25 protein-coding genes are annotated in these 22,358 nt (G+C 42.2%); 20 read left to right on the top strand and 5 right to left on the bottom strand.

Features of this window, described 5'->3' with window-relative positions; all coding sequences use genetic code 11:
- The first annotated feature begins 5 nt into the window (after positions 1–5).
- Together B9A91_RS05325 and B9A91_RS05320 are read left to right on the top strand one after the other, a co-directional pair.
- Positions 6–230: a hypothetical protein gene (locus B9A91_RS05325; RefSeq protein ID WP_084237354.1), complete on the top strand. Its 225-nt coding sequence runs from the start codon at positions 6–8 to the stop codon at positions 228–230.
- A 14-nt stretch (positions 231–244) separates the two neighbouring features.
- Positions 245–1,483 (top strand): MFS transporter, encoded by a 1,239-nt coding sequence (locus B9A91_RS05320; protein ID WP_084237353.1) that lies wholly within the window; start codon positions 245–247, stop codon positions 1,481–1,483.
- On the opposite strand, the gene B9A91_RS05315 is transcribed toward B9A91_RS05320, so the two are convergent.
- Positions 1,480–2,298: an alpha/beta hydrolase family protein gene (locus B9A91_RS05315; RefSeq protein ID WP_084237352.1), complete on the bottom strand. Its 819-nt coding sequence runs from the start codon at positions 2,296–2,298 to the stop codon at positions 1,480–1,482. The genes B9A91_RS05320 and B9A91_RS05315 overlap by 4 nt on opposite strands.
- A gap of 171 nt (positions 2,299–2,469) precedes the next feature.
- Between B9A91_RS05315 and hemA the strand changes: the two genes are divergently transcribed.
- From hemA to B9A91_RS05230, 17 genes are all read left to right on the top strand, one after another.
- Complete coding sequence (gene hemA / locus B9A91_RS05310) at positions 2,470–3,699, top strand: glutamyl-tRNA reductase (RefSeq protein WP_084239588.1); 1,230 nt, start codon at positions 2,470–2,472, stop codon at positions 3,697–3,699.
- Positions 3,700–3,723: 24 nt separating this feature from the next.
- Positions 3,724–5,304, top strand: coding sequence for a hydroxymethylbilane synthase (gene hemC, locus B9A91_RS05305; RefSeq protein ID WP_200815605.1), 1,581 nt, complete (start codon positions 3,724–3,726; stop codon positions 5,302–5,304).
- A 7-nt stretch (positions 5,305–5,311) separates the two neighbouring features.
- Positions 5,312–6,280 carry a porphobilinogen synthase gene (gene hemB, locus B9A91_RS05300; protein WP_084237350.1) on the top strand — a complete coding sequence of 323 codons (969 nt, stop codon included), beginning with the start codon at positions 5,312–5,314 and terminating at the stop codon, positions 6,278–6,280.
- Positions 6,281–6,334: 54 nt separating this feature from the next.
- A complete protein-coding gene (gene hemL, locus B9A91_RS05295; protein ID WP_084239587.1) occupies positions 6,335–7,708 on the top strand; it encodes a glutamate-1-semialdehyde 2,1-aminomutase in 1,374 nt (457 codons plus the stop codon).
- Between the two features lie 71 nt (positions 7,709–7,779).
- Entirely contained in the window at positions 7,780–8,646 is an 867-nt protein-coding gene (locus B9A91_RS05290; RefSeq protein WP_084237349.1) for a sensor histidine kinase, read from the top strand.
- Positions 8,647–8,648: 2 nt separating this feature from the next.
- Positions 8,649–9,353 (top strand): response regulator transcription factor, encoded by a 705-nt coding sequence (locus B9A91_RS05285; protein ID WP_084237348.1) that lies wholly within the window; start codon positions 8,649–8,651, stop codon positions 9,351–9,353.
- The gene (locus B9A91_RS05280; RefSeq protein ID WP_084237347.1) at positions 9,353–9,868 is read left to right on the top strand and encodes a hypothetical protein; all 516 of its coding nucleotides are present in this window, start codon (positions 9,353–9,355) and stop codon (positions 9,866–9,868) included. Before B9A91_RS05285 ends, B9A91_RS05280 begins: the two co-directional genes overlap by 1 nt.
- A gap of 18 nt (positions 9,869–9,886) precedes the next feature.
- Complete coding sequence (gene hemE / locus B9A91_RS05275; protein ID WP_084237346.1) at positions 9,887–10,909, top strand: uroporphyrinogen decarboxylase; 1,023 nt, start codon at positions 9,887–9,889, stop codon at positions 10,907–10,909.
- A 1-nt stretch (position 10,910) separates the two neighbouring features.
- A complete protein-coding gene (gene hemJ, locus B9A91_RS05270) occupies positions 10,911–11,459 on the top strand; it encodes a protoporphyrinogen oxidase HemJ (RefSeq protein WP_084237345.1) in 549 nt (182 codons plus the stop codon).
- A 75-nt stretch (positions 11,460–11,534) separates the two neighbouring features.
- A complete protein-coding gene (locus B9A91_RS05265; protein ID WP_084237344.1) occupies positions 11,535–12,101 on the top strand; it encodes an RNA polymerase sigma factor in 567 nt (188 codons plus the stop codon).
- Positions 12,082–12,795, top strand: a complete 714-nt coding sequence (locus B9A91_RS05260) for a hypothetical protein (protein ID WP_084237343.1) — start codon at positions 12,082–12,084, stop codon at positions 12,793–12,795. Before B9A91_RS05265 ends, B9A91_RS05260 begins: the two co-directional genes overlap by 20 nt.
- Before the next feature lie 25 nt (positions 12,796–12,820).
- On the top strand, positions 12,821–13,648 hold the full coding sequence (locus B9A91_RS05255) for an outer membrane beta-barrel protein (RefSeq protein ID WP_084237342.1): 828 nt from the start codon (positions 12,821–12,823) through the stop codon (positions 13,646–13,648).
- A gap of 78 nt (positions 13,649–13,726) precedes the next feature.
- Entirely contained in the window at positions 13,727–14,725 is a 999-nt protein-coding gene (locus B9A91_RS05250) for an ABC transporter ATP-binding protein (protein ID WP_084237341.1), read from the top strand.
- A 167-nt stretch (positions 14,726–14,892) separates the two neighbouring features.
- Complete coding sequence (locus tag B9A91_RS05245) at positions 14,893–17,409, top strand: DUF5686 and carboxypeptidase-like regulatory domain-containing protein (RefSeq protein WP_084237340.1); 2,517 nt, start codon at positions 14,893–14,895, stop codon at positions 17,407–17,409.
- Between the two features lie 17 nt (positions 17,410–17,426).
- Positions 17,427–17,930 (top strand): GNAT family N-acetyltransferase, encoded by a 504-nt coding sequence (locus B9A91_RS05240; protein WP_084237339.1) that lies wholly within the window; start codon positions 17,427–17,429, stop codon positions 17,928–17,930.
- A 6-nt stretch (positions 17,931–17,936) separates the two neighbouring features.
- The gene (locus tag B9A91_RS05235; RefSeq protein WP_084237338.1) at positions 17,937–18,245 is read left to right on the top strand and encodes a GNAT family N-acetyltransferase; all 309 of its coding nucleotides are present in this window, start codon (positions 17,937–17,939) and stop codon (positions 18,243–18,245) included.
- A 45-nt stretch (positions 18,246–18,290) separates the two neighbouring features.
- Positions 18,291–19,181: a bestrophin family protein gene (locus tag B9A91_RS05230; protein WP_084237337.1), complete on the top strand. Its 891-nt coding sequence runs from the start codon at positions 18,291–18,293 to the stop codon at positions 19,179–19,181.
- 314 nt (positions 19,182–19,495) lie between these two features.
- Here B9A91_RS05230 and B9A91_RS05220 read toward each other — a convergent pair whose 3' ends face one another.
- Together B9A91_RS05220 and B9A91_RS24080 are read right to left on the bottom strand one after the other, a co-directional pair.
- Positions 19,496–19,891, bottom strand: coding sequence for a GreA/GreB family elongation factor (locus tag B9A91_RS05220; RefSeq protein ID WP_084237336.1), 396 nt, complete (start codon positions 19,889–19,891; stop codon positions 19,496–19,498).
- 6 nt (positions 19,892–19,897) lie between these two features.
- On the bottom strand, positions 19,898–20,053 hold the full coding sequence (locus B9A91_RS24080) for a hypothetical protein (protein WP_159451645.1): 156 nt from the start codon (positions 20,051–20,053) through the stop codon (positions 19,898–19,900).
- A 306-nt stretch (positions 20,054–20,359) separates the two neighbouring features.
- Between B9A91_RS24080 and B9A91_RS05215 the strand changes: the two genes are divergently transcribed.
- Positions 20,360–21,067, top strand: a complete 708-nt coding sequence (locus B9A91_RS05215; protein WP_084237335.1) for a M949_RS01915 family surface polysaccharide biosynthesis protein — start codon at positions 20,360–20,362, stop codon at positions 21,065–21,067.
- Between the two features lie 46 nt (positions 21,068–21,113).
- On the opposite strand, the gene B9A91_RS05210 is transcribed toward B9A91_RS05215, so the two are convergent.
- Both B9A91_RS05210 and B9A91_RS05205 read right to left on the bottom strand, forming a co-directional pair.
- Positions 21,114–21,524, bottom strand: coding sequence for a hypothetical protein (locus B9A91_RS05210; RefSeq protein WP_084237334.1), 411 nt, complete (start codon positions 21,522–21,524; stop codon positions 21,114–21,116).
- 83 nt (positions 21,525–21,607) lie between these two features.
- Positions 21,608–22,336 (bottom strand): hypothetical protein, encoded by a 729-nt coding sequence (locus tag B9A91_RS05205; RefSeq protein ID WP_084237333.1) that lies wholly within the window; start codon positions 22,334–22,336, stop codon positions 21,608–21,610.
- Positions 22,337–22,358 lie beyond the last annotated feature (22 nt).

The following is a 22,358-nucleotide window of genomic DNA, read 5'->3' as shown; positions in this document are numbered from 1 at the left end:
AAATTATGGACATCATTATTGAACATATCCTGCTTTTTAAAACCGACATACGTACGGAAGGTGATAAACGCTATATCGCTAAGGTTATGGCCGAAAACCAGATCGAACAGTGGACTGTAGACCTGCAGGATATAGATTGCGTGTTGAGGATCGTATCGCCCACATTAAAGCTGCAGGATGTCATTACCCTGGTAAAAGATAACGGCTATCAATGCGAAGAATTAACTTAAAAAAACAAAATTAAATGCAACAACCCCAAAAGAACATAGCCGAGCCCTTCAGTTCTTATCAGATACTGGTAATTGCTTTGTTGGCCCTGCTGCAATTTACTATAGTGCTGGACTTTATGGTATTGGCACCGCTGGGCGATTATCTGATGAAATCGCTCTCTATGACCCCAAAAGGTTTTGGTCTGGTGGTTTCTTCCTATGCTTTCAGCGCTGGTGCCTCTGGTATACTCGCTGCAGGTTTTGCTGATAAATTTGACCGTAAAAAAATACTTTTATTTTTCTATACCGGCTTTATCGTAGGTACTTTATGCTGCGCTCTGGCCACCAATTATGAAATGCTGCTGGGCGCAAGGATCGTCACCGGTTTATTTGGCGGTGTGATAGGTGCCATTTCCATGACCATTGTTACCGACGTTTTTGAAGTGCATCAGCGCGGAAGGGTGATGGGCATTGTACAAATGGGTTTTGCCGCAAGTCAGGTGCTGGGTATCCCCATAGGCTTATATTTTGCCAATATCTGGGGATGGCACTCTTCATTTTTAATGATTGTGGTGCTGGCCGTCCTGATTGCCATTGCCATCCTGTTTAAAGTAAAACCTATTGACAAACACCTGGCGATCCAGTCGGACAAGAACCCGTTCTTACATTTATGGCATGCCGTTTCCAACCGTTCTTATCAGACCGGGTTTATTGCTACGGCATTTATGAGTGTGGGTGGTTTTATGCTGATGCCTTTTGGCAGTGCCTACCTGATCAATAACATCCATATCACCGAAGAGCAGCTGCCCCTGGTTTTTATGTTTACCGGACTGGCTTCTATTGTGGTTATGCCACTGATTGGAAAACTGAGTGATAAGACCGATAAATTCTGGGTGTTCACGGGTGGCTCGCTGCTGGCGATTGTCCTGATCCTGATATATACCAATCTGACGCCCGTACCCTTGTGGCAGGTTATCGTCATTAATGTGGTACTGTTTATGGGAGTTATGAGCCGTATCATCCCGGCAACCACATTGACGATGAGCGTGCCTGATCTGAAAGACCGGGGTGCGTTTATGAGTGTAAATGCCTCACTTCAGCAGGTTGCAGGAGGTATAGCCGCTTTATGCGCAGGTCTGATCGTGACTCAGAAAACCAAGAGCAGCCCCTTAGCGCATTACGATATTTTAGGTATTGTCGTATCTGTACTCATACTTTTATGCATATTTTTAGTTTACCGTGTAAGCGTAATGGTAAAAAAGAAAGAGGCTTAACGAATAAAATCCAGTGTCTTTTCGGCAACTTCCTGCAGGTGTTCCGGAAGGGAATCGGATAGGTAGGGATGCGATGCACCGTAAACATGGTTTGAACCGGCAATCTTCTGAATTTTTGCCTTGAGTTGTTGCTGCGCGAGCTTCTGGGCTACACTGAAGTCCACGTTAACATCTTCATCTCCATGCAGAATGAGCCAGGGTACAGATATTTTTTTTGCTGCTTCAATAATATTGAACTTTGCTTTGTGCTGGTTGAAGTCGTCCAGTAGAGTGCTGTTCAAAGGCATTTTTTCTTTAGTGCGCGTATTTTCAACAAAAATCTGTCCGCTTGCAGCCCATTCTTTTTCCTGTTCCTTTTTCCAGAGGCTTGAAAAATCAGAAATGGCCGACCAGGTTACGAGTTTACCGATGCGCTGGTCTTTTGCCGCAAGGATAATGGCCAATCCGCCACCCCTGCTATGCCCGATAAGGTAAACCGGACTTTCAGGCCATCTGTCCAGTACATGATCAATGACCGTTTCTGCATCAGCAAGTTCCTTGCTGATGGTATTAGCAGCAAAGGTTTCCATATCGGTCACGTCGTTCATGTTTGCTGCGGTAACCCCGCTGTGCGACAGGTTGAATTTCACATATCTGTATCCCTGAGCAGCAAAAAAGGATGCAATCAGGTTATGTGCACCCCAGTCTTTAAAGCCTTTGAAGCCATGAATGAAAATTATGGTGCAGGATTTTGTGTTTTTATCGTCATAAGTATAATCGCCAAATATGGGTTTTCCGGCTGATCCATCCAGTGTAAAAGATTCATTAATGATCATATGTGTCTACAAATATGGTATTTACCCAATATAACAAAAATAAAATCTGCTTGTTTAGGAGGGTGTGTTTATTTAAAATCTTTCTAAATAGCTGTTAATTACAGCATAATGACAGTGGAACAGTCTGGTCTTATTACTTTTGTTTCGCTAAAAAAACAGGATAATACTATTTTGGAATATTTAAAGATCATTGCTTTTACGCATAAACAGATTGACTTAAAATCTTTAGGTAAATTGGTAATATGTGAGCAGACATTGGACGACAGATTGAGGAACATTCAATCTGAGTTAGGTGTTAAAGAAATATTCTACGTAGGCACCTGTAACAGGGTTGAATTTGTATTTACTTCACCAAGCAGTCTGGACAAGGATTTTATTACCCGTTTTTTAACAGTGCTGGACATGGGGCTGCCTGCGCAGTACATGGAACAGTTTGTGGAAAACGTATCGGCATACGAACAGCTGGATGCTTTTAACCATCTGCTCCGTACATCCTGCTCGCTGGAAAGTCTGGTTGTTGGGGAAAAGGAGATCCTGGCGCAGATCCGTAAGGCCTATGAAGCCTGCCGGGTTGCCGGCTTTACCGGTGACTATATGCGGATGATCATGAACCGGGTGGTAAAAACAGCGAAAGAAGTTTATACACACACCAATATCTCCAAAAACCCGGTGTCTATAGTTTCCCTGGCCTATCGCAAGCTACGCGACCTTAAAATGTGCTCAAGCGAAGCAAGGCTACTCATCATTGGCGCTGGTGAAACCAACCGGAACCTGGCCCAATATCTTAAAAAACACAAATACACCAATTTCTCTGTATTTAACAGAACGCTGGAAAATGCCGAGACCCTGGCTAAGGAACTGAACGGCACAGCTTACCCGCTTACTGCACTTGAAAATTACGATAAGGGTTTTGATGTGATTATTACCTGTACCGGATCTACGGAAGCGATCATAACTGAAGCTGTCTATAAAAAACTGCTGAACGGCGATACTTCAAAAAAAGTAATCGTTGACCTTGCTATACCAAATGATACCGCTGCCGAAGTAGTAAAGAACTTTCCTGTACACTACATCGAAGTTGAGTCTTTAAAAGAGATTGCCCGTAAAAATATTCAGGAACGTTATGATGAACTGGTAAATGCTGAGCACATCATTGAAGAAAATATCAAGGATTTTGAGCTGGTACTGCGCCAACGCAAAATTGAAATTGCCATGAGCTGCGTTCCGCAGAAAATTAAGGAGATTAAGCATACTGCCATCAATGGTATTTTTGCTGATGAGATCGATAAGCTTGATGAGAATTCAAGGTTATTATTGGAAAAGGTGATGAATTACATGGAAAAAAAATACATCAGCGTACCAATGGTCATGGCAAAGGAGATATTGGTAAAGAATAGCTAAATTTGCGAAAAAATTAGCATCAACGTGAAAAGACTTATTATAGGTACAAGAGGTAGCGACCTGGCTTTATGGCAAGCCAATTTCATTAAAGATAAACTAGCAGCTATCGGTGTTGAGGCTGAATTGAAAATCATCAAAACACAGGGCGACAAGATTTTAAACCTCAGGTTGGACAAACTGGAAGGCAAGGGCTTTTTTACCAAGGAATTGGAAGAAGAGCTTTTGGGCGGCACTATTGACATTGCGGTACATTCCCATAAGGACCTGCCGACTGTGCATCCTGCCGGTTTAACTATTGCTGCAGTAACCGAGCGTGAAGATCCGTCAGAGCTTTTGCTTATCCTGAAAGATTGTGTCAGCATCAGCCATAAGCTTTCCTTAAAAAAAGGGGCGATGGTAGGTACCTCTTCCAACAGGCGTAAAGCACAGCTGCTGGCGCTACGCCCAGATCTGAACATAGAAGATTTAAGAGGTAACGTTCCTACCCGCATCCAGAAACTGAGGGATGAGGATTACGATGCCATATTACTGGCAAAGGCCGGCGTAAACCGTCTAAACATTGACCTGTCGGAATTTCACGTTGAAGTGGTAGATACTACCGAATTGGTGCCGGCACCTGCGCAGGGTGCGCTGGCCATCCAGATCAGGGAAAACGATGCTGAATTATTTGAAATACTCCAACAGATCAACCATCCAGAAACGGCTGAGGAAATTGCAGTTGAACGCAAGGTCTTAAACCTGTTTGAAGGAGGCTGCCATATGCCTTTGGGCTGTTATTGTAAAAAGGAAGACGGACAGTATGAAATCTGGACTTCTAAGGCGGAGACGGATGAGGATTTTCCTGACCGTTTATTTTACAGAGTAGATAAACTGGACGGACTGGCAGAAAAGATTGTAACCAAGTTCAGTGCCGATAGAAAGTTCCCTGCCAAAGTATTTATTTCGCGTGAGGTAGGTGAGCACAATTATTTCAGAAAGGCACTTGAAAAACACAATATAGAAATAGATGCCCGCTCATTGATCCGTACTTTTCCTATCGTAACGGTATTGGATCCTTTTTACCTGAAGCACATTGACTGGATCTTTTTCAGCAGCAGAAATAGCGTAGACTATTTCTTCAACCTGAAACCTATGCTGCCTAAACATGTAAAATTTGGTGTGGCAGGCCGTGGTTCTGAAGATTCGCTCAGACGGGCAGGCCACCTGGCTGATTATGTTGGCGAAGGTGGAGATATTGAAGAGGTAGCAGAACTGTTTGCCGAAGCAGTGGCGGGCAAGACCGTATTGTTCCCAAGGGCGCAGGACTCGCTGCTGAGTATCCAAAAGGCCTTAAAGCCGGACACTAAAGTGGTAGATCTGCCGATATATGAAACTGTTATTGAAGAAAATATAGACCAGACCTATGCCGATGTACTGATATTTACCAGTCCATCTAATGTTGAGGCTTATTTTGTAGATAATTTATTAGAACCCGGGCAGCAGGTAATTGCCATTGGCAACTCTACCGCTAAAAAATTCGAAGAAATGGGCGTAAAATGTATTTTGCCCTACTCTCCGGATGAGATCGGCCTGGCCGAGGCTGTCTTTGGGATAGACATAAAATAGAAAGATGATGTTGCACCGTCCACGCAGATTAAGGAAAAACCCAATTGTGAGAGAAATGATAGCCGAAACCCGGTTGTCTAAAGACATGTTCATTTACCCGTACTTTGTGGTGCCGGGAAAGAATGTAGTTCATCCATTGGATGCCATGCCCGGAATCAGTCACTTCTCGGAAGATACGCTGCTGAATGACGTGGAAAAAGGCCTGAAGCTGGGCGTAAACAAAATCATGCTGTTTGGTGTGGGAGATGAGAAAAGTGAAGATGCAGCCTCTGCCTATCACGATCATTCCCTGGTGCCTTCTGCAGTACGTGCTTTAAAAAAGAATTTTGGTGAGGATCTCTATGTGGTAACTGATGTATGCGTGTGTTCTTACACCACACATGGTCATTGCGGAATATTAAAGGACGATTATGTGCAGAATGATGAAACGGTAGCTGTCATTGCCAAGATGGGGCTTACCCATGCGCAGGCCGGAGCCGATATGCTGGCCCCTTCTGATATGATGGACGGCCGCATAGGTGCCATAAGGAGTGTGCTGGATGGGGCAGGTTATGTAAATACCGCAATCATGTCGCATGCCACCAAGTTCGCCTCGGCCTATTACGGGCCATTCAGGGAAGCCGCAGATTGCGCCCCAGGCAAGGGCGACAGGAAAGCGTACCAGATGGATTTCAGAAATGGTGAGGAGGCTTTAAGAGAGGCTTTGCTGGATGAAGGGGAAGGTGCCGATGTGCTGATGGTAAAGCCGGCATTGGCTTATATGGATGTGATCAGCAAGCTTAAACAGCATACCGATCTGCCTATCGCCTGCTATAATGTATCCGGAGAATATTCTATGGTGAAAGCAGCTGCACAAAGGGGCTGGATAGATGAGCAAAAAGTAGTGATGGAAACCATGCACGGCTTTGCACGCGCAGGGGCAAGTATCATCACAACCTATCACATCAGGGATATGGTTGAAAAGAACTGGATATAATGGGTGGCTGTTCTTTTCGATGAAAGGAACAGCCTGGGACTTGAAATAAAAATTATGTTAGAATCTTTAAAGAAAATGTTTTCGGGAAATGAAGGTGAGGTACCTGTAAATACAGGGAGTAAACCTGACATTTCCAGAGAAAAATCAGCGGAATTGTACGAAAAGGCAAAAAATTACTTCCCCGGAGGAGTAAATTCACCGGTACGCGCTTTTAAGTCGGTATACGGTACACCTCTTTTTATTCAAAAAGGGGATGGTTGTTTTGTATGGGACGCTGATGGCAACCAATTTATAGATTTTTGCGGCAGCTGGGGGCCACTCATTTTAGGTCATAACCACCCCAAAGTAAGGGAAAAAGTAACTGAGGTGATGCAGAACGGCATGAGTTTCGGTGCTCCGACCGTACTGGAAAATGAACTGGCCGAACTGATCATTAAGAACAATAAGTTTGTAGAAAAAATACGTTTTACCAGTTCTGGTACAGAGGCGGTGATGTCGGCCATCAGACTGGCACGCGGCTATACTGGCAGGGATAAGATCATTAAGTTTGAGGGCTGCTACCATGGACATAGCGATTCTTTACTGGTAAAGGCAGGATCGGGACTGGTTACCTTTGGTGAAACCTCATCGGCTGGTGTGCCTAAGGCCTTTGCCCAGGAAACCATCGTTTTGCCTTTAAACGATGTTGAGGCTTTGAAACAGGCCTTTGAGCAGTTTAAGGATGAAGTAGCAGCAGTTATTATTGAAGGAATACCCGCAAATAATGGCTTGCTGATGCAGGATGAGGCCTACCTGGAGTTCCTGCAAAACATTTGCAAGGAAAATAAATCGCTGCTGATATTTGATGAAGTGATCACCGGATTCAGGTTAGGCTTTGAAGGGGCTGCTGCCCACTATGGCATTAAGCCCGATATTGTTACCTATGGTAAAATTATAGGTGGAGGTTTGCCCGTAGGAATGTACGGTGCTTCTGCAGAGATTATGGCACATATTTCTCCTGACGGAGGAGTTTACCAGGCAGGCACCTTATCAGGTAATCCAGTAGCTATGGCGGCAGGAATTGCACAGCTGACAGAATTGCTGCGTTCGGGTTTTTACAAAGAACTGAATACAAAGGCGACAGAATTTGTAGAAAGCATTAAACGTTTTGCTGCGGCCAGAAATTATAAGGTAAAGGTGTTCCATATTGGATCTATCTTCTGGATCGCTTTTACAGATAAAGATAAGATCCAGAGCGCTGCTGATATTGACCATAGCAGTATGGAGAAATTTAAAGTGATGCACAGGGAGTTATTGAACCGTGGCATTTACCTTGGTCCATCAGGTTATGAGGTTGGTTTTGTTTCGGCAGCCCACACAAAAATTGAACTTGAAAAGGCAAAAAGGGCCATATTTGAGAGTCTTGATATTGTTTTCAGGAACAAGTAATTCATGAGAGCAGGCTGAATTGTTATGTAAACAATTTTAGCTAAGTTTATATAGTTAAAATACTGGTAATCTTGAAGAAGTCAATCGTTATATTTTATTTCATGCTGCTGTATGCATTGGTGCAGCTCATTTCCTGGGGAACACTGGTCGTGAAATTAGAACCTGCCAGAATGGCAATGGTGATGGGCGAAGGTTCCGTCTTTTTATTTTTACTGTGCATCGGTGCCTATTTTTTGCACCAGTCTATAAAAAAAGAAGAACGTCTGCGTGAGCAGCAGCAAAATTTCCTGCTTTCGGTAACACATGAATTGAAATCGCCGTTGGCGGCGATAAAATTATCTATACAGACCATCATCAAACGTGATCTGGATAGGGCCAGGCAAACCGCATTATTAGGTAATTCACTGAAAGACATTGAACGTCTGGACGATCTTGTAGAGAATATGCTGCTGGCCACCAAGATCGAAAACCGTTCTTATTCGTTCCCAAAGGAGCAATTTGATTTTTCTGAGCTGGTAACCCGGATTACCGACAGGCTGCAGGTGCATTCCTGCGGCTGCGAACAACTGATCACTCCAGTTATCAAACCCGGCATAAAAGTAATGGGCGATCAGTTTGCCTTATCGTCTGTAGTAACCAACCTGGTTGAAAATGCAGTGAAGTATTCCGGGCCCTGTGCAGATGTGTCAGTTGAACTGACAGAAAGAGACGGACATCCATTCCTTAGGGTATCTGACAAAGGGCCAGGTATACCTGACGCTGAAAAGATGCTTATTTTCGATAAATTTTACCGTGTTGGTGATGAGAATGTCAGAAAATCAAAAGGCACAGGTTTAGGCCTGTTTATTGTTAAGGAAGTATTACAAAGCCACGACGCTGATATCAGCGTTAGAGATAACGTACCACATGGTGCTATTTTTGAAATAACATTTAGTTGATTATGCAACAGAAACTAAGAATACTGCTGGTTGAAGATGAAGACCACTTGTTGGATGCCATTAAATTAAACCTGGAACTTGAAGGCTATAAAGTGCATGCCGTAAAGGATGGTAAAACGGCATTGAAAGTTTTTAAAGAAGAACGGTTTAATCTGATCATTCTTGATGTAATGCTTCCGGAAATGGATGGTTTCCAGGTTTGTGAAACTATCAGATTGGAAAATACAGAAGTGCCTATTCTTTTCTTAACCGCAAAAAATACCAGTGAAGACAGGGTTATGGGCCTTAAAAAAGGTGCAGATGATTATCTGGTGAAGCCATTTAACCTTGAAGAACTGATCTTGAGGGTTGGTATCCTGGTAAAACGCAGCATGAAAGCGGATGACCTTAAAGAAATCAATTCCTATAAAATTGGTGATAAAACAATCTATTTCAATTCCTTCGAACTGAAACAGGACGATGGTGTGATTGTGCCACTTACCAAAAAAGAAACGATGCTCCTGAAATTGCTGATTGAGCGCAAGAACGAAGCCGTATCGCGCGAGCAAATCCTGGAAACAGTGTGGAACTATGATGTTTATCCTTCAACAAGGACTATTGACAACTTTATCTTAACCTTCCGTAAGTATTTTGAACCAGATCAGAAAAACCCGGTTTATTTTCATTCCATCAGGGGAGTAGGTTATAAATTCACGGATACACATTAATGTATAATGCAAAGGGCAGGTATGCCTTGATGGCCCTTTTTGCCATCGCAGCACTGGCATGCCTTTTTTATGATCAATACCAGCTGGCAGCACTTGCCGGCTTTTTGTTTGCCTTCGTTATATGGAGCCATTTTAAACACAGTTCTGTATTGCTGGCATCCAAACATTTCAAAAACGGGGACCATGAACGTACAGCACGGGTTCTGGCGGAAGTAGGCAATCCTGACAGATTGGCAAAGAACAGGCGGGGGTATTACGAATTTATGAAGGCCAACATTGCCCTGAAAAAAGAAGATTACGATCAGGCAGAATATCACTTTCAGATCGCCAGCCGTTTCCCTTTAGGTGGTAAAAACGATAAAGCCTTTGTGATGATCCATCTGGCCAACCTGGCCTTAAGGAAAAAAGACAAAGAGCGTTGTGCAGCTTATTTGATCAAAGCAAAAGAGCTTGCTGTAAGCAGCAAAGCCCAGGATATCATTACAAAAATAGAGAAAGAAGCAAACAGCTTATAACAAAAAGAACAACAACAAATGAACACGTTATTTTTAGATGCAGCATTTTCAAAACAAACAGAACGTCCGCCGGTATGGATGATGCGCCAGGCAGGTCGTTTTATGCCCGAGTATTGGGAAATCAAAAACAAATACTCGTTCCTGGAAATGTGTAAAACGCCTGAAATTGCAGCTGATGTAACGATGCTGCCGGTTGATTTGCTGGGCATTGACGCGGCCATTTTGTTCTCCGATATCCTGGTTACCGGTGAAGCTATGGGTGGCGACCTGAGCTTTACACAAGGTGTAGGTCCTAAGTTTGCCAATCCGGTACGTACACTTAAAGATGTGGACGCGTTAGAGGTAGATGTAGTGGACCGACTGCAATATGTAGCTGACGCAATTAAAGTTATTCAGCAACGTTTAAATGGCAGTATTCCTTTAATTGGATTTGCAGGTGCACCATTTACGGTAATGAGTTACCTGGTGGAAGGCGGTTCTTCAAAAGATTTTAAACTGACAAAACTGCTGATGCACAATCAGCCCGATGTAGCTCATAAACTGCTGGCTAAAATTGCAAAAGTAACGGCAGATTACCTGAACCTTCAGATTGCCGCGGGCGTTAATGCGATCCAAATATTTGACAGCTGGGCACTGGCCCTTTCATGGAATGATTATCAGGAATTTTCGCACCGTTATATCAATGAAATTATTGCCAACCTGAACCGGAAAGACATTCCTGTTATTTCTTTCTGTAAGGGTAGTTCTGTGTTTGCACCGATTATGGCAGAAGCAAAACCAGATGTGGTTTCGATAGACTGGAATGCTGACCTTTTAAACATCAAGAAGAGCCTGCCTGCTGGTATTGCTGTACAGGGAAATCTTGACCCGCATATACTTTATGCAGACCAGCCCGTAATTAAAAAAGAAATCCTCAGGTTGTTTGAGCGCATGCGCGGAGAAAACGGATTTATCTTTAACTTGGGTCATGGCATTATGCCAGATATCCCTTTTGATAATGTGAAATACGCCATAGAAGTCATCAAAGCATTCAAATATTAATATGGATAAATACTATTACTACGTCCTGTCTGTCCACATCATCTTTATGGTGAGCTGGATGGCGGGGCTGTTTTATAGTGTGCGTTTGTTCATTTACCATACCGAAGCGGCCGACCGGCCCGAACCGGAAAAAGCCATTCTTCAAAAGGAGTATGAAAAGATGGAGCATAAATTATGGTACATCATCGCTACTCCAGCAATGGTACTCACTGTGCTTGCGGGCATCTCGATGCTTTGCATCAGGCCCGTGCTGCTACAGATGCCCTGGATGCACGTAAAGCTGGGCTTTGTGGTTTTACTGCTCATTTACCATTTCATTTGTCAGCGCATCATGAAGCAGCTGAAGCAGGGCCTGTGCAAGGTCAGTTCCTTCAGACTTCGTTTATGGAACGAGGTGGCAACCATTCTGCTTGTGGCTATAGTATTTACAGTAGTGCTCAAAAATGCGGTAGACTGGGTGTACGGCCTCATAGGCCTTATTGTCTTTGCGATAGTCATCATGGCAGCGGTAAAGTGGTACAAGCATTACAGGAAAAAGCACAACTGCTAATTCATCCCAAATTTTTTTTTATATCCCTGCAACCTTTACATTAGTTGTCGCATCTTCTATATACCAAACACATCAATGAAGTTGACGCAATATAGAATTGAAGAACTACTGGAAGGATGCAGGTCAGGCAACCGGAAAATGCAGGAAGCACTGTACAGGCAAACCTGTGCCCGGATGCTGGCAGTTTGCCTGCGCTATGTAAAGGATATGGCAGAGGCAGAAGATGTATTGCAGACCGGGTATATCAAAGTTTTTCAGAAGGTAAAGGAATACCGTGGTGAGGGGTCTTTTGAAGGCTGGATCCGTAGGATCATGGTAAATACGGCTATTGAAAACTATCGGAAAAATCTGCGCAGCATGAATGTGGCGCCGATTGAAGATGCTGCTGAACAGGCCTCAATTGGCTTTGATTTTAGCCGTTTAGGGATGCAGGACCTGATGAAAATCATCCAGAAGCTGGCGGATGGTTATCGACTGGTATTTAACATGTATGCCATTGAGGGCTATTCACATAAAGAAATTGCGGAAACACTTGGTATTTCCGAAGGTGCAAGTAAATCGCAGCTTTCAAGGGCAAGGGCCATATTAAGGGAAGAAATTATAAAAATGGAGGGCATAAATTATGCAAAATATACAGGATAAGGCATTTGATGAGTTGTTTAAAGAAAAGCTTGGAAATGCTGAACTACAGCCATCTGCAGACTTATGGGGCAATATTGCTGCAGGTTTGCAGCCTGCAGCTAAACGCAGGTTACCGGTATACTGGATGGCCGCTGCTTTGGCACTGGTCGTTGTTGGGCTTGGATTACTCATGCCGGATACAGAAAAAGTGAGGCTGCAGGCACCGATTAAACTGGCTGTTCATGACGGTGTAGTTGTACCAGTTGCGCGGGTAGCCATTGATTTACCAGACGCAGGGGAAACTGCGACAACAAACTATAGCAGCACACCATTGGTTATTGCCCCCCGCCTAAAAGCAGATGCAGAAAATAAACCTGACAAGCAGAAGATGCAACCTGAACGGGCTTCCGACCGTCTGACAAATAAGCAGGAAGAAGTCGTTAAGGAGCCGGTTCAATCCCCGAAGCCTGTAAATGAGGCCATGATTGCGAGCGCAAACGTACAGGAGGACAACCAACCAGATGTCGTTGTAGCAAAAACAGACGAGACGGCTGGTAAAGGCATAAGAAATGTAGGCGATCTGATCAACTTTGTGGTGAATAAGGTAGACCGGCGCGAGAAAAAAGTGATACAATTTGAAACAGATGACGACAATTCTTCTATCGTTGCACTCAATATTGGATTTATAAAATTTAACAGGAAATCAGACAAATAATATTTAAACACACAATCAATACATCATGAAATATCTATTTTTAACGGCACTTCTGATCAGCAGCTTTGCAGGTGCCCAGGCCCAGAGTACAATTACAAAAGCAGATACCACATTAACCGGAGAGCGTGGAGCCCAGAAAGAACGTAAGATGAAGAAGTTCGATATGGACCATGGCGTGGGTGTCATCATTGGTAAAAAGGATTCCACAGGAAAAACTGATGCTTCGAATGGCCGTTTTATAGGCGGTATCACTTTAACGAGGCTGGATATAGGGTTTTCAAAACTGATTGACAACGGAAGCTTTTCTTTGTCTCCGGAAAATGATTTCCTGGATTATAAAGCCGGTAAAACCAGTACTGTTTCCCTGGATGTAGTGCAGATGGGCTACCGTTTTAACCAGCATTTTAAGATTTATGTTGCAGGTGGTTTCGACTGGACACATATCCGTTTAAAAAAGAACATCACCATGAAAAAGAACAATCCGGTGCTGGACTACGATACTGAAGATATACAGTTTTCGAAAAACAGATTTTCTAGCTTTTATGTGCATGTGCCGCTAAATTTTGAGTTGCGCACCAAAGAAAACGACAATGGCAAACGTTTTTACTTTGTCTTTGGTCCGGAAATCGCTTTCCTGACCAATGCCAAGGTGAAGCAGATCAGTAAGGAAAAAGGCAAAGAGAAATTTAATGACGATTATAACTTCCAGCCCTTCCGTTATGGCGGTACATTGAGGATCGGTTATGGAGGGCTTGGGATTTTTACCAAATATTATTTCAGCGACATGTTTGACAGCGCACCTCAGAAAGGTTTAAGGAATATGTCATTCGGAGTTACCTTAGGCTTAAATTAGAACACAAATACCTGAATATTATAAATCCTGTAATGCATCATTACAGGATTTTTTTATAGAATTCGATATCTTTACCGGGTGGAAGAACCAATCATCAGCGTTAAAAACCTTAGCAAACAATACCAGGCCGAACAGCAGGGGGGCATCACTGACATCAGTTTCAATATTAAAAAAGGAAATGTGATCGCTATTCTGGGCGAGAGCGGAAGCGGAAAATCTACCTTACTGAAATGTATATATGGTCTGCTAAAGGCAGACACCGGAGAGGTGCAGTTTAATGGAAAGCGTATTTTAGGCCCTGATGAGCAACTCATTCCAGGGCATAAGGAAATGAAAATGGTAACCCAGGATTTTTCCCTGAACATTTACGCCAAGGTTTACGACAATATTGCCTCCATGCTTTCCAATACCAATGTGCAGGCCAAGCAGGAGAAAACAACCGAAATGATGCAGCACCTGCACATAGCGCAGCTGAAAGATAAGAAAATTACCCAGCTGAGCGGTGGTGAGCAGCAGCGGGTGGCCATAGCCAAAGCTATGGTTAGCAATACAGCAGTGTTGCTGCTGGATGAACCCTTTAGCCAGGTAGATGCTTTACTCAAAAACCAGCTTCGGGCCGATATCAAAAGAATAGCAGCCGAAACTGGTGTTACCGTAGTAATGGTATCGCACGATCCGGCAGATGGATTGTTCCTTGCCGATGAGCTCCTCATTTTAAAGGACGGTAAATTATTGCAGCAGGGAAAACCAGCTGATGTATACCAGCATCCAAATCATATTTATACTGCCCAGCTTCTGGGCAATGCGGTGGTACTTGGCCATGAAGAGGCTGAAAAATTAGGACTGGAAGTTAAAAACGGGCATGCTGTATTCTATCCCGAATGGGTAGAACTGAAAAGTTCATGGAACAGCCGGCGTTTTGAAGTAAAGGATATTTACTACAAAGGATTTTATGAAGAGCTTCTGCTGGAAAGAAACTCGGTTAAAATAAGGGCCATTCAACTGAACAGGGGTGAGCATAAAAAACATGATCATATCCAGGCAAATATCAGTCGTTTCATCACTTTCGTGTCATAACATTTATTTCTAAGCTTTATCCTGACTTTTTTACAAGAATATTCAGAAGTTGAGTATTAACTTTGTGGCGCTTAATTATTTTTAAGCTAAAGGATTAAAAGACAATAGACGTGGTGCCTTACACATTCGGCCGTTCAATTATATTAAATACTATCGCTTTGCTGGCTATGGTTTTGCTCAGCATTGGTGCGTACGCCCAGCAAACAGTTGTGAGTGGCACGGTTACAGATGCTACTACAAAAGAAACGATTCCTTACGCGTCTTTTATGATTACCGGTAGTAGTAAAGGTGGCAGGACAGATGCCGATGGAAAATATAACATTACCATTAGTGGAAACTACAGCCAGCTTACATTTAGCTATGTAGGTTACAAAACCCAGGTTAAAACCATTAAGCCTGGCATTGCGCAGGTAGTTAATGTGCAACTGCAAAGCGAGGCGATGCAAATGAACGAGGTGGTGATTAAAGGGGGCAAAAAGCCACCTTACAGAAATAAAGAGAACCCGGCAGTTGAATTGATCCGTAAGGTGATCGCCAATAAACCAAAAAACAGAATGGAAAGCTATGATTATGTAGCTTACCAGAAATATGAAAGGATGTTGTTTTCTATGAGCAACCTTTCAGAGAAGTTCAAAAACAAAAAAATATTCCGCAATTACCAGTTCCTTTTCCAGGAACAGGATTCCACAAAAATTGGAGGTAAAAACATGTTGCCTGTTTATCAGCAGGAAAAACTTTCCAATAACTATTTCCGTAAAAATCCAGAAAAAATGAAAACGGTAGTGGTTGCGGATAAACAGGTAAACTTTGATGAGCGTTTTGTAGACAACCAGGGTTTGAGTTCTTACTTTGACCGGATGTACCAGGATATTGACATTTATGACAATAACATATCTGTCGTGAGTAATTTGCTGCTCAGTCCTATAGCAGATGGTGCACCTGGCTTTTATAAGTTCTTTATTACCGATACCATAAAAACGCACCAGCCACAACTGATCGAGCTTTCTTTTACGCCCCGAAACAAGATGGACCTGCTGTTTGAAGGTAAGTTGTATGTCACTATGGACGGGAATTATGCAGTCCAGAATGCTTATCTGAGTGTAAATAAGAACATCAACCTCAATTTTGTAAGGGCATTGGAGGCGAAGCTGGAATTTGAACAGAATCCGGATAGCCGCTATCATTTGAGTAAGAGTAACCTGATCGTAGATTTCGGGATCAGCAAAAAAAATGGTGCCGGGTTTACAGGTGAGCGGACAGTAACTTTTACGGATTATAAAATTAACCAGCCACCTACAGACAGTTTATACCTAAATGGGGGTACATTGGTGGTGGTTCCTGATGCCAAAAAGAAGTCTGAACAATTCTGGGCAGAAAACCGGCCGGAAGCATTAAGTGCTGCCAATGCCAAAGTATACCGCAACCTGGATACCCTGCAGCGCATGCCCGGTTTTAAAAGGACGATGGACATCGTAACCACTTTTGTTGCTGGTTATAAAAGTTTTGGGCCTTTCGAGATGGGGCCTGTAAGTACATTTTATAGTTTCAATAATGTAGAAGGTTTTCGTTTGCGTTTAGGCGGAAGGACAACAACTGACTTGAGCAAACGCTATTATTTTGAGACGTATGCCGCCTATGGTTTTGAGGATCAGAAATGGAAATATTTCCTGAGCGGGACTTATTCCCTCAATAACAAGTCAATCTATGCCTTCCCGCAAAACTATTTGCGAGCCAGTTTCCAGCGCGATACCAAGATTCCGGGACAGGAACTTCAGTTTGTACAGGAAGATAATTTCCTGTTGTCTTTCAAAAGGGGGGAGAACAACATGATGCTGTACAATGATTTTTACAGACTCGATTATGTACACGAGTTTGAAAATCATTTCTCCTATAGTTTAGGCTTGCGTAAATGGAAACAAAGCCCGGCCGGTTCTTTGTATTTTAACAATTCTGCAGATAATGTTTTTTCAAGGATCAATGAGATCAATACCTCTGAAGTTACCTTACAGCTAAGATATGCTCCACATGAAAAATTTTACCAGGGCAAGGTCTACCGGACTCCGCTCGTAGATAAGTATCCGATTTTTAACCTGCGGTATACGGCTGGTCTGAAAGGTGTTTTGGGTGGGGAATACAGCTATCACAATTTTCTGGGCAGTATAGACAAACGTTTTTATTTGTCGCAGCTTGGCTATGCCGATGTCACTGTTGAAGGTGGCTACAATGCAGGTAAGCTTCCTTTTCCGCTGTTGTCTATTCACAGGGCCAACCAGACTTATGCTTACCAGCTGCAGTCCTATAACCTGATGAATTTCCTGGAATTTGTAAGCGATCATTACGCCAGCATCAATATAGACCAAAATTTTAATGGTTTCTTTTTCAATAAGATCCCTTTGCTAAGGGAACTGAAATTAAGAGAGGTCATGTCGTTTAAGGCACTTTACGGAGGTTTGCGCGATGAGAATAACCCTGCGAAAAACCCGGAAGCCCTGCAGTTTGTGCGCAACCAGAATGGCCTGCAGATTACCAATGCGTTGGACAATGGTCCTTACATGGAAGGAAGTGTGGGCATAGGCAATATTTTTAAAGTATTGCGGGTAGACGCTGTAAAACGCTTTAGTTACCTCGATCATCCAAATGTTTCTTCCTGGGGAATCCGCGCAAGAGTGAAATTTGATTTTTAAATTCTAAATTTGGCTTCATGACACAGATTATTAAGGCTACTGAGGCAGAATTCCCTATTATCCGTTCCATTGCATTCAAAACCTGGCCGGTAACTTTTGGAAGTATATTATCCGAAGCGCAGATTGACTACATGCTGGAAATGATGTACAGCATTTCTTCTTTAACAGAACAGGTAAACCAAAAGAACCACCACTTTTTACTGTTTAGGGAGGGGAACGAATACCTCGGCTATGCCTCTTACGAGTTAAATTATAAGGGGCAGGACAAAACAAAAATCCATAAAATTTATGTGGTTCCGGAAGGGCAGGGAAAGGGAGTGGGCAGGCAGCTGATGGATACCATCAAAGGTATTGCGTTACAGCACAACAACAATAAACTGGCCTTAAATGTGAACAGGGACAATAAGGCGATTCAGTTTTACGAAGCCATAGGCTTTAGCAAAGTTGGGCAGGAAGATATAGATATTGGCAATGGCTTTTTAATGGAAGATGCCGTTATGGAAAAAGAAATCATTAAATAATTTACTATGAATGAAGAATATGTAAATCTGCCGCTGGTAAAAAATGCGGACGATAGACGTTTTGAATTAAAGGTAGGCGATTATATCGCATTCATCGATTATAAGGAACACGGCCGGAAGATCTGGCTGATCCATACTGAATCCCCTGCTGAATTACAGGGCAGGGGGGCTGCTACGGCTTTAATAGAGAAGACACTGGCTTATATTGAAGACAATGGCTATAAATTAATCCCTCTGTGCCCCCTGGTTGCTGCCTACCTGAAAAGGCATCCGGAATGGGAGCGCATTCTGGACGAAAGTGCAAAACCATTTTAAAGCGATAACTTTAAATTCATTTTGTATCTTGATTAAAAAAACAATATGCTCCTGGTTCAGAATATTCGCTTAAGCAGAATTCTAATTAATACCTGGCAGGTCGATCTGATTATGATTGCTTCCTGCACTGTTGCTTATTTGGCCAGGGAGTACCTGGTGGTGCAGCATATCGAGATCCCCTCCATTATTCCTACACTTCTGGGAACAGCAATTGCCTTTTTTATTGGATTTAATAATAACCAGGCCTACGACAGGTGGTGGGAAGCCAGAAAAATATGGGGTGCCCTGGTAAATGATTCACGCTCTTACACCCGTGCATTGATCAACTATGTGGATGAGGATAGCATGATAGCAAGAAGGATGGTGCTCAGGCACATTGCTTTTTTATATGCTTTAAAGGCAAATTTGAGAGGTACAGTGGATGAAATCTACATCAAGTACCTGAATGAGGAAGATTTGAGGGAAATCAAAACACACAGCAATACCCATAATGCCATTTTAAGCATACAATCCCGGGATTTACAGCTGTTATCAAAATTAAATCACATCGATGGTTTTCGGTTTATAGAAATCAATGAGATGCTGGTCAGGTTCTCTGACTCGATGGGCATGAGCGAACGCATTAAAAATACGGTATTCCCTACTACCTATAGCTACCTCACAAAAGTGTTTATATGGCTTTTTGTGGTTACGTTTACCCTGGTCATCAGTCATACTACCGGGGTGTACTCTATTTTCCTGGGCTGGTTAATCGGATTTGTATTTGTTTCTACCCAGATTAATGGGATGAGCATGGTTAATCCATTTGAAAATAATTCGGCCGGGGTTCCATTGAACCAGATTACCCGTACCATTGAAATTAATCTGCTGCAAATGCTTGGCGAAAAGGATATTCCTGAGCCAGTGAAGCCAATAAATGACGAGTATGTGCTGTAGGCAATGTACATGATTTTATTGGCCTCATCTTCTGCTACCTGAAACTCAGGGCCTGATAGGTCTTTAAAACGGATAATTTTTGTAAACTCGCCGCCAAAAACTGATCTGTAAAAAGTGAATGCTTCTTCGGCATTGCCATTAAAATTGATCCAGGGATTAATTGCTCTCATGATTTTTATTTTGTTTTGCTAAAAATAGGTGTTGGCGAGATAAAGCGTTAATACATTGATTTTTTTAACCGTTTTTAACCTGTGTTTAACTTTTTTAGTAAACGGATACCGAAGCATCCGTTTACTGAAAAATCAAAAAGCCAGTTAAATGGGCGTAACCCCAATGATCTGGTTCTTTTTAATCTCTGCATTAAACTCCCACTCAACTACCGCACCTACCGGGTAGCCTATCATAGCAATTCCCATAGGAGACAGGATAGACACTGTGCCATTTTTTTTCTTCGCCGAGTCCGGGCCTACAAATTTGTATTCCTGTGTATCCCCTGTTTCCAGATCTTTCACAGTTACAAGCGTATCTACAGTGACCACATCTGTCGGAAGGTCCTTTCTTAAAACCTGCCTGGCTTTCTTTAGTTGTGCATCCAGAGCGGCCTCATTTGTTTTACTCAGTTTTTTACGCCTGATATGGTCCTTCAGCAGATCGTATATTCCTGTGGTTAATATAACCGGTGTATCAAGTATTTGAATTGAATTAGTCATAATAATTTATTTAATCCTTACATTGTTATGTATTCCTTTTAGTCCTGCTGTAACCAGTATAGCAGCTAAGGCATATAAAGGTGTTAACAGGAATATTGCCAGGAATATGATGATTAAGTCTAGTGCAATAAGCAGCACAAAGCCAGCCTCAATCCAGCGCATAACGAAAAATTTAATGTGTACAAAAATGAAAGGGGGTCCCTGCCCTGAAAAGGCAGGGCTTAATGTATAAAGTCTTTACTGCTTTTGAGGAATGAATCACCCAGGCTAAATTGAAGGCTCAAGACACGACGGAACATCCTTGCTGTGACAAGCAGTTGCTGTGTAAGGTTCAATAATAGGTTTCGGCCTGATAAATGCATCATCACAAGATAGGCAAAATACACGAGTAAGTCAATTTCAAAATGACCGGATCTGGAGGAAGCTTCCTATATTTACCTGGTAAACCAAGAATAGCCATCTGAAGCCATGAACAGAAAAACCCTAACCTTACTTTTTTTCTTCTCAACAGCTGTGAGTTTTGGACAGAACAGGGTTTTGAGCAGTGAAATATTATCACATCAAGAGACAAGGAAAGTTTTTACCGATCTGGTAAATAAACAGTTTGACATCAATTACCCTATTCGCAGGGTTTACAGGTACTTAGACAGGTCAGGACAGTTTTTTATTGTGCTTACGGAAAGTAATGATCTTAAAAACGGCCGTAAAGACACACTTCATCACCACATAAAAGCGCATAATTTTCATATGGAAAAGAATGGACTTTTAAAGAAGTGGGAAATAGTTGACGCTATTACCAAACAACCTGGTACCGATGAAATGGAAAACTCCATTTGGTTTTGGACAAAATATACAGACTTTAAGGATATTGACAATGATGGTCTGATTGATCCGGTTATCATTTATGGAACAAGCGGAATGAACCATATAGATGACGGGCGAATTAAAATTTTAATTTACTATAAGGGAAAGAAATTTGCTGTCCGTCATCAAAACGGGACGCTTGACTTTGAGCGGAACACAAGAGTTGATAAGGCATTTTATACGCTTCCCGTGAAAATTCAGGAGCATGTAAAATTAATCATGAAGAAAATGATAGATGAGGGCAATGCGATTTTTCCCTACGGATGGCAAAAAGCCATGAAAGCCCATAAGATATTTTTTGATGAAAATTAAAAAGCCGGCGTTCTACTCAGTACCGACTTTTTAATTATTGATTTGTTTAATCGATAATTTCTGAATCTACCAATACAATTTTACTCCTGATTGTCCCTGTAGGAGGGGTAATTACCTGACGATTTACATCTTCCATGAAAATAGTTATATATCCAGGTTCTGATGTGAAATTATAAGAGAAACCATCAACTACATTTGGCAGTGCATCAAAAACTTTTCTTTGCGAATCAAAAGATAGCGATACAATTACTCCACCTGATTGATTGAAACTGTCATTATTTTCAGGAACATTTATGGTTGTATAATAAGTCCGGCCGGCATCTGACGTTTTCCAGCTACTAGGCTGAATATCATATAGGATTGTCCTTGGAAGAATATTCTGAACAATAGTGTCCTTCTTGCACGATACCAGCCCCAGGGTGGCCGTACATAAGAGTAAAAATATTAGCTTTTTCATGTGTTTGTGTGTTTTTGTTTTACAGAGCAATTTTATTGCCAAACAACAAATACATAATCTAAAGTAAAGATGAATAAAGGCTTCTATAAGTAGTCGATATTGAATTCATAGACCTTATCGGGTTGACTGCCATCGGTTGTAACAATAATATCACCATTAATATATTCAAAGTTGAAGTTGCGGGTGTCAAAGGTTTGAGGTAAACTTAGTGGAGTCTTTCCTCCACGAGGGCCAGTTTGTACTAAAATAGATGCGGAAGTAACCCCATTTATTATTAAACCTGGAAAAACAGACTTCAAGCTAACAGAGTAACCATTCCCGCCTGGCAGTGCTATCCACTCTTGGGGAGCTGCTTCAAACCGTCTCCATTTCTCTTGACCTATAGGTCCTCTCCGTGAGTAAGGATAGGCATAAAAGGCTACTTCATGTATTTTCTGGTTAGCCGTACGGTCTAGTCGATATCCATAAAATATATTCTTTCCGCTTAAATCTGATATTTTATAAATTGGTGCGGTATTTGGCGCCGGATAATTGAATGCCGAGAATTCATAATAATTGGGATAAGTACCAATAAAATTGTAGGTATAGTCTACGGTTGGAAATCCTGATGAATAATTTATCCAGTCACCAAAAACAGGCTTACTACCTCTTTGGTTAAAACGGGGAGCGTAAAAAGCTATAGTTCCGCCAGAAGAAGGTAAATCCTGTGTTAACTCTGTGCCTCCACTGGATGCATAGTATATTGCGTATACCGGTATTGAATCTGTCGGTAATGTTGGATCCGGTGGCGTGGCGTTAGTTAAAGAATACACTTTAGAATTATATGAATATATA

This window comes from Pedobacter africanus (assembly GCF_900176535.1).
GTDB classification, from domain to species: domain Bacteria; phylum Bacteroidota; class Bacteroidia; order Sphingobacteriales; family Sphingobacteriaceae; genus Pedobacter; species Pedobacter africanus.
This window is presented reverse-complemented; position numbering and strand designations above follow the sequence as displayed.

Bases quoted from the DNA above. Each gene is read 5' to 3' on its own strand.
- hemE (WP_084237346.1), top strand. From the start codon at position 9,887: ATGAACACGTTATTTTTAGATGCAGCATTTTCAAAACAAACAGAACGT.
- hemJ (WP_084237345.1), top strand. From the start codon at position 10,911: ATGGATAAATACTATTACTACGTCCTGTCTGTCCACATCATCTTTATG.
- B9A91_RS05265 (WP_084237344.1), top strand. From the start codon at position 11,535: ATGAAGTTGACGCAATATAGAATTGAAGAACTACTGGAAGGATGCAGG.
- B9A91_RS05230 (WP_084237337.1), top strand. From the start codon at position 18,291: ATGCTCCTGGTTCAGAATATTCGCTTAAGCAGAATTCTAATTAATACC.
- B9A91_RS05255 (WP_084237342.1), top strand. From the start codon at position 12,821: ATGAAATATCTATTTTTAACGGCACTTCTGATCAGCAGCTTTGCAGGT.
- B9A91_RS05245 (WP_084237340.1), top strand. From the start codon at position 14,893: ATGGTTTTGCTCAGCATTGGTGCGTACGCCCAGCAAACAGTTGTGAGT.
- hemB (WP_084237350.1), top strand. From the start codon at position 5,312: ATGTTGCACCGTCCACGCAGATTAAGGAAAAACCCAATTGTGAGAGAA.
- B9A91_RS05215 (WP_084237335.1), top strand. From the start codon at position 20,360: ATGAACAGAAAAACCCTAACCTTACTTTTTTTCTTCTCAACAGCTGTG.
- B9A91_RS05210 (WP_084237334.1), bottom strand. From the start codon at position 21,524: ATGAAAAAGCTAATATTTTTACTCTTATGTACGGCCACCCTGGGGCTG.
- B9A91_RS24080 (WP_159451645.1), bottom strand. From the start codon at position 20,053: ATGCGCTGGATTGAGGCTGGCTTTGTGCTGCTTATTGCACTAGACTTA.
- B9A91_RS05315 (WP_084237352.1), bottom strand. From the start codon at position 2,298: ATGATCATTAATGAATCTTTTACACTGGATGGATCAGCCGGAAAACCC.
- B9A91_RS05220 (WP_084237336.1), bottom strand. From the start codon at position 19,891: ATGACTAATTCAATTCAAATACTTGATACACCGGTTATATTAACCACA.
- hemL (WP_084239587.1), top strand. From the start codon at position 6,335: ATGTTAGAATCTTTAAAGAAAATGTTTTCGGGAAATGAAGGTGAGGTA.
- B9A91_RS05320 (WP_084237353.1), top strand. From the start codon at position 245: ATGCAACAACCCCAAAAGAACATAGCCGAGCCCTTCAGTTCTTATCAG.
- B9A91_RS05285 (WP_084237348.1), top strand. From the start codon at position 8,649: ATGCAACAGAAACTAAGAATACTGCTGGTTGAAGATGAAGACCACTTG.
- B9A91_RS05325 (WP_084237354.1), top strand. From the start codon at position 6: ATGGACATCATTATTGAACATATCCTGCTTTTTAAAACCGACATACGT.
- B9A91_RS05240 (WP_084237339.1), top strand. From the start codon at position 17,427: ATGACACAGATTATTAAGGCTACTGAGGCAGAATTCCCTATTATCCGT.
- B9A91_RS05260 (WP_084237343.1), top strand. From the start codon at position 12,082: ATGCAAAATATACAGGATAAGGCATTTGATGAGTTGTTTAAAGAAAAG.
- B9A91_RS05235 (WP_084237338.1), top strand. From the start codon at position 17,937: ATGAATGAAGAATATGTAAATCTGCCGCTGGTAAAAAATGCGGACGAT.
- B9A91_RS05280 (WP_084237347.1), top strand. From the start codon at position 9,353: ATGTATAATGCAAAGGGCAGGTATGCCTTGATGGCCCTTTTTGCCATC.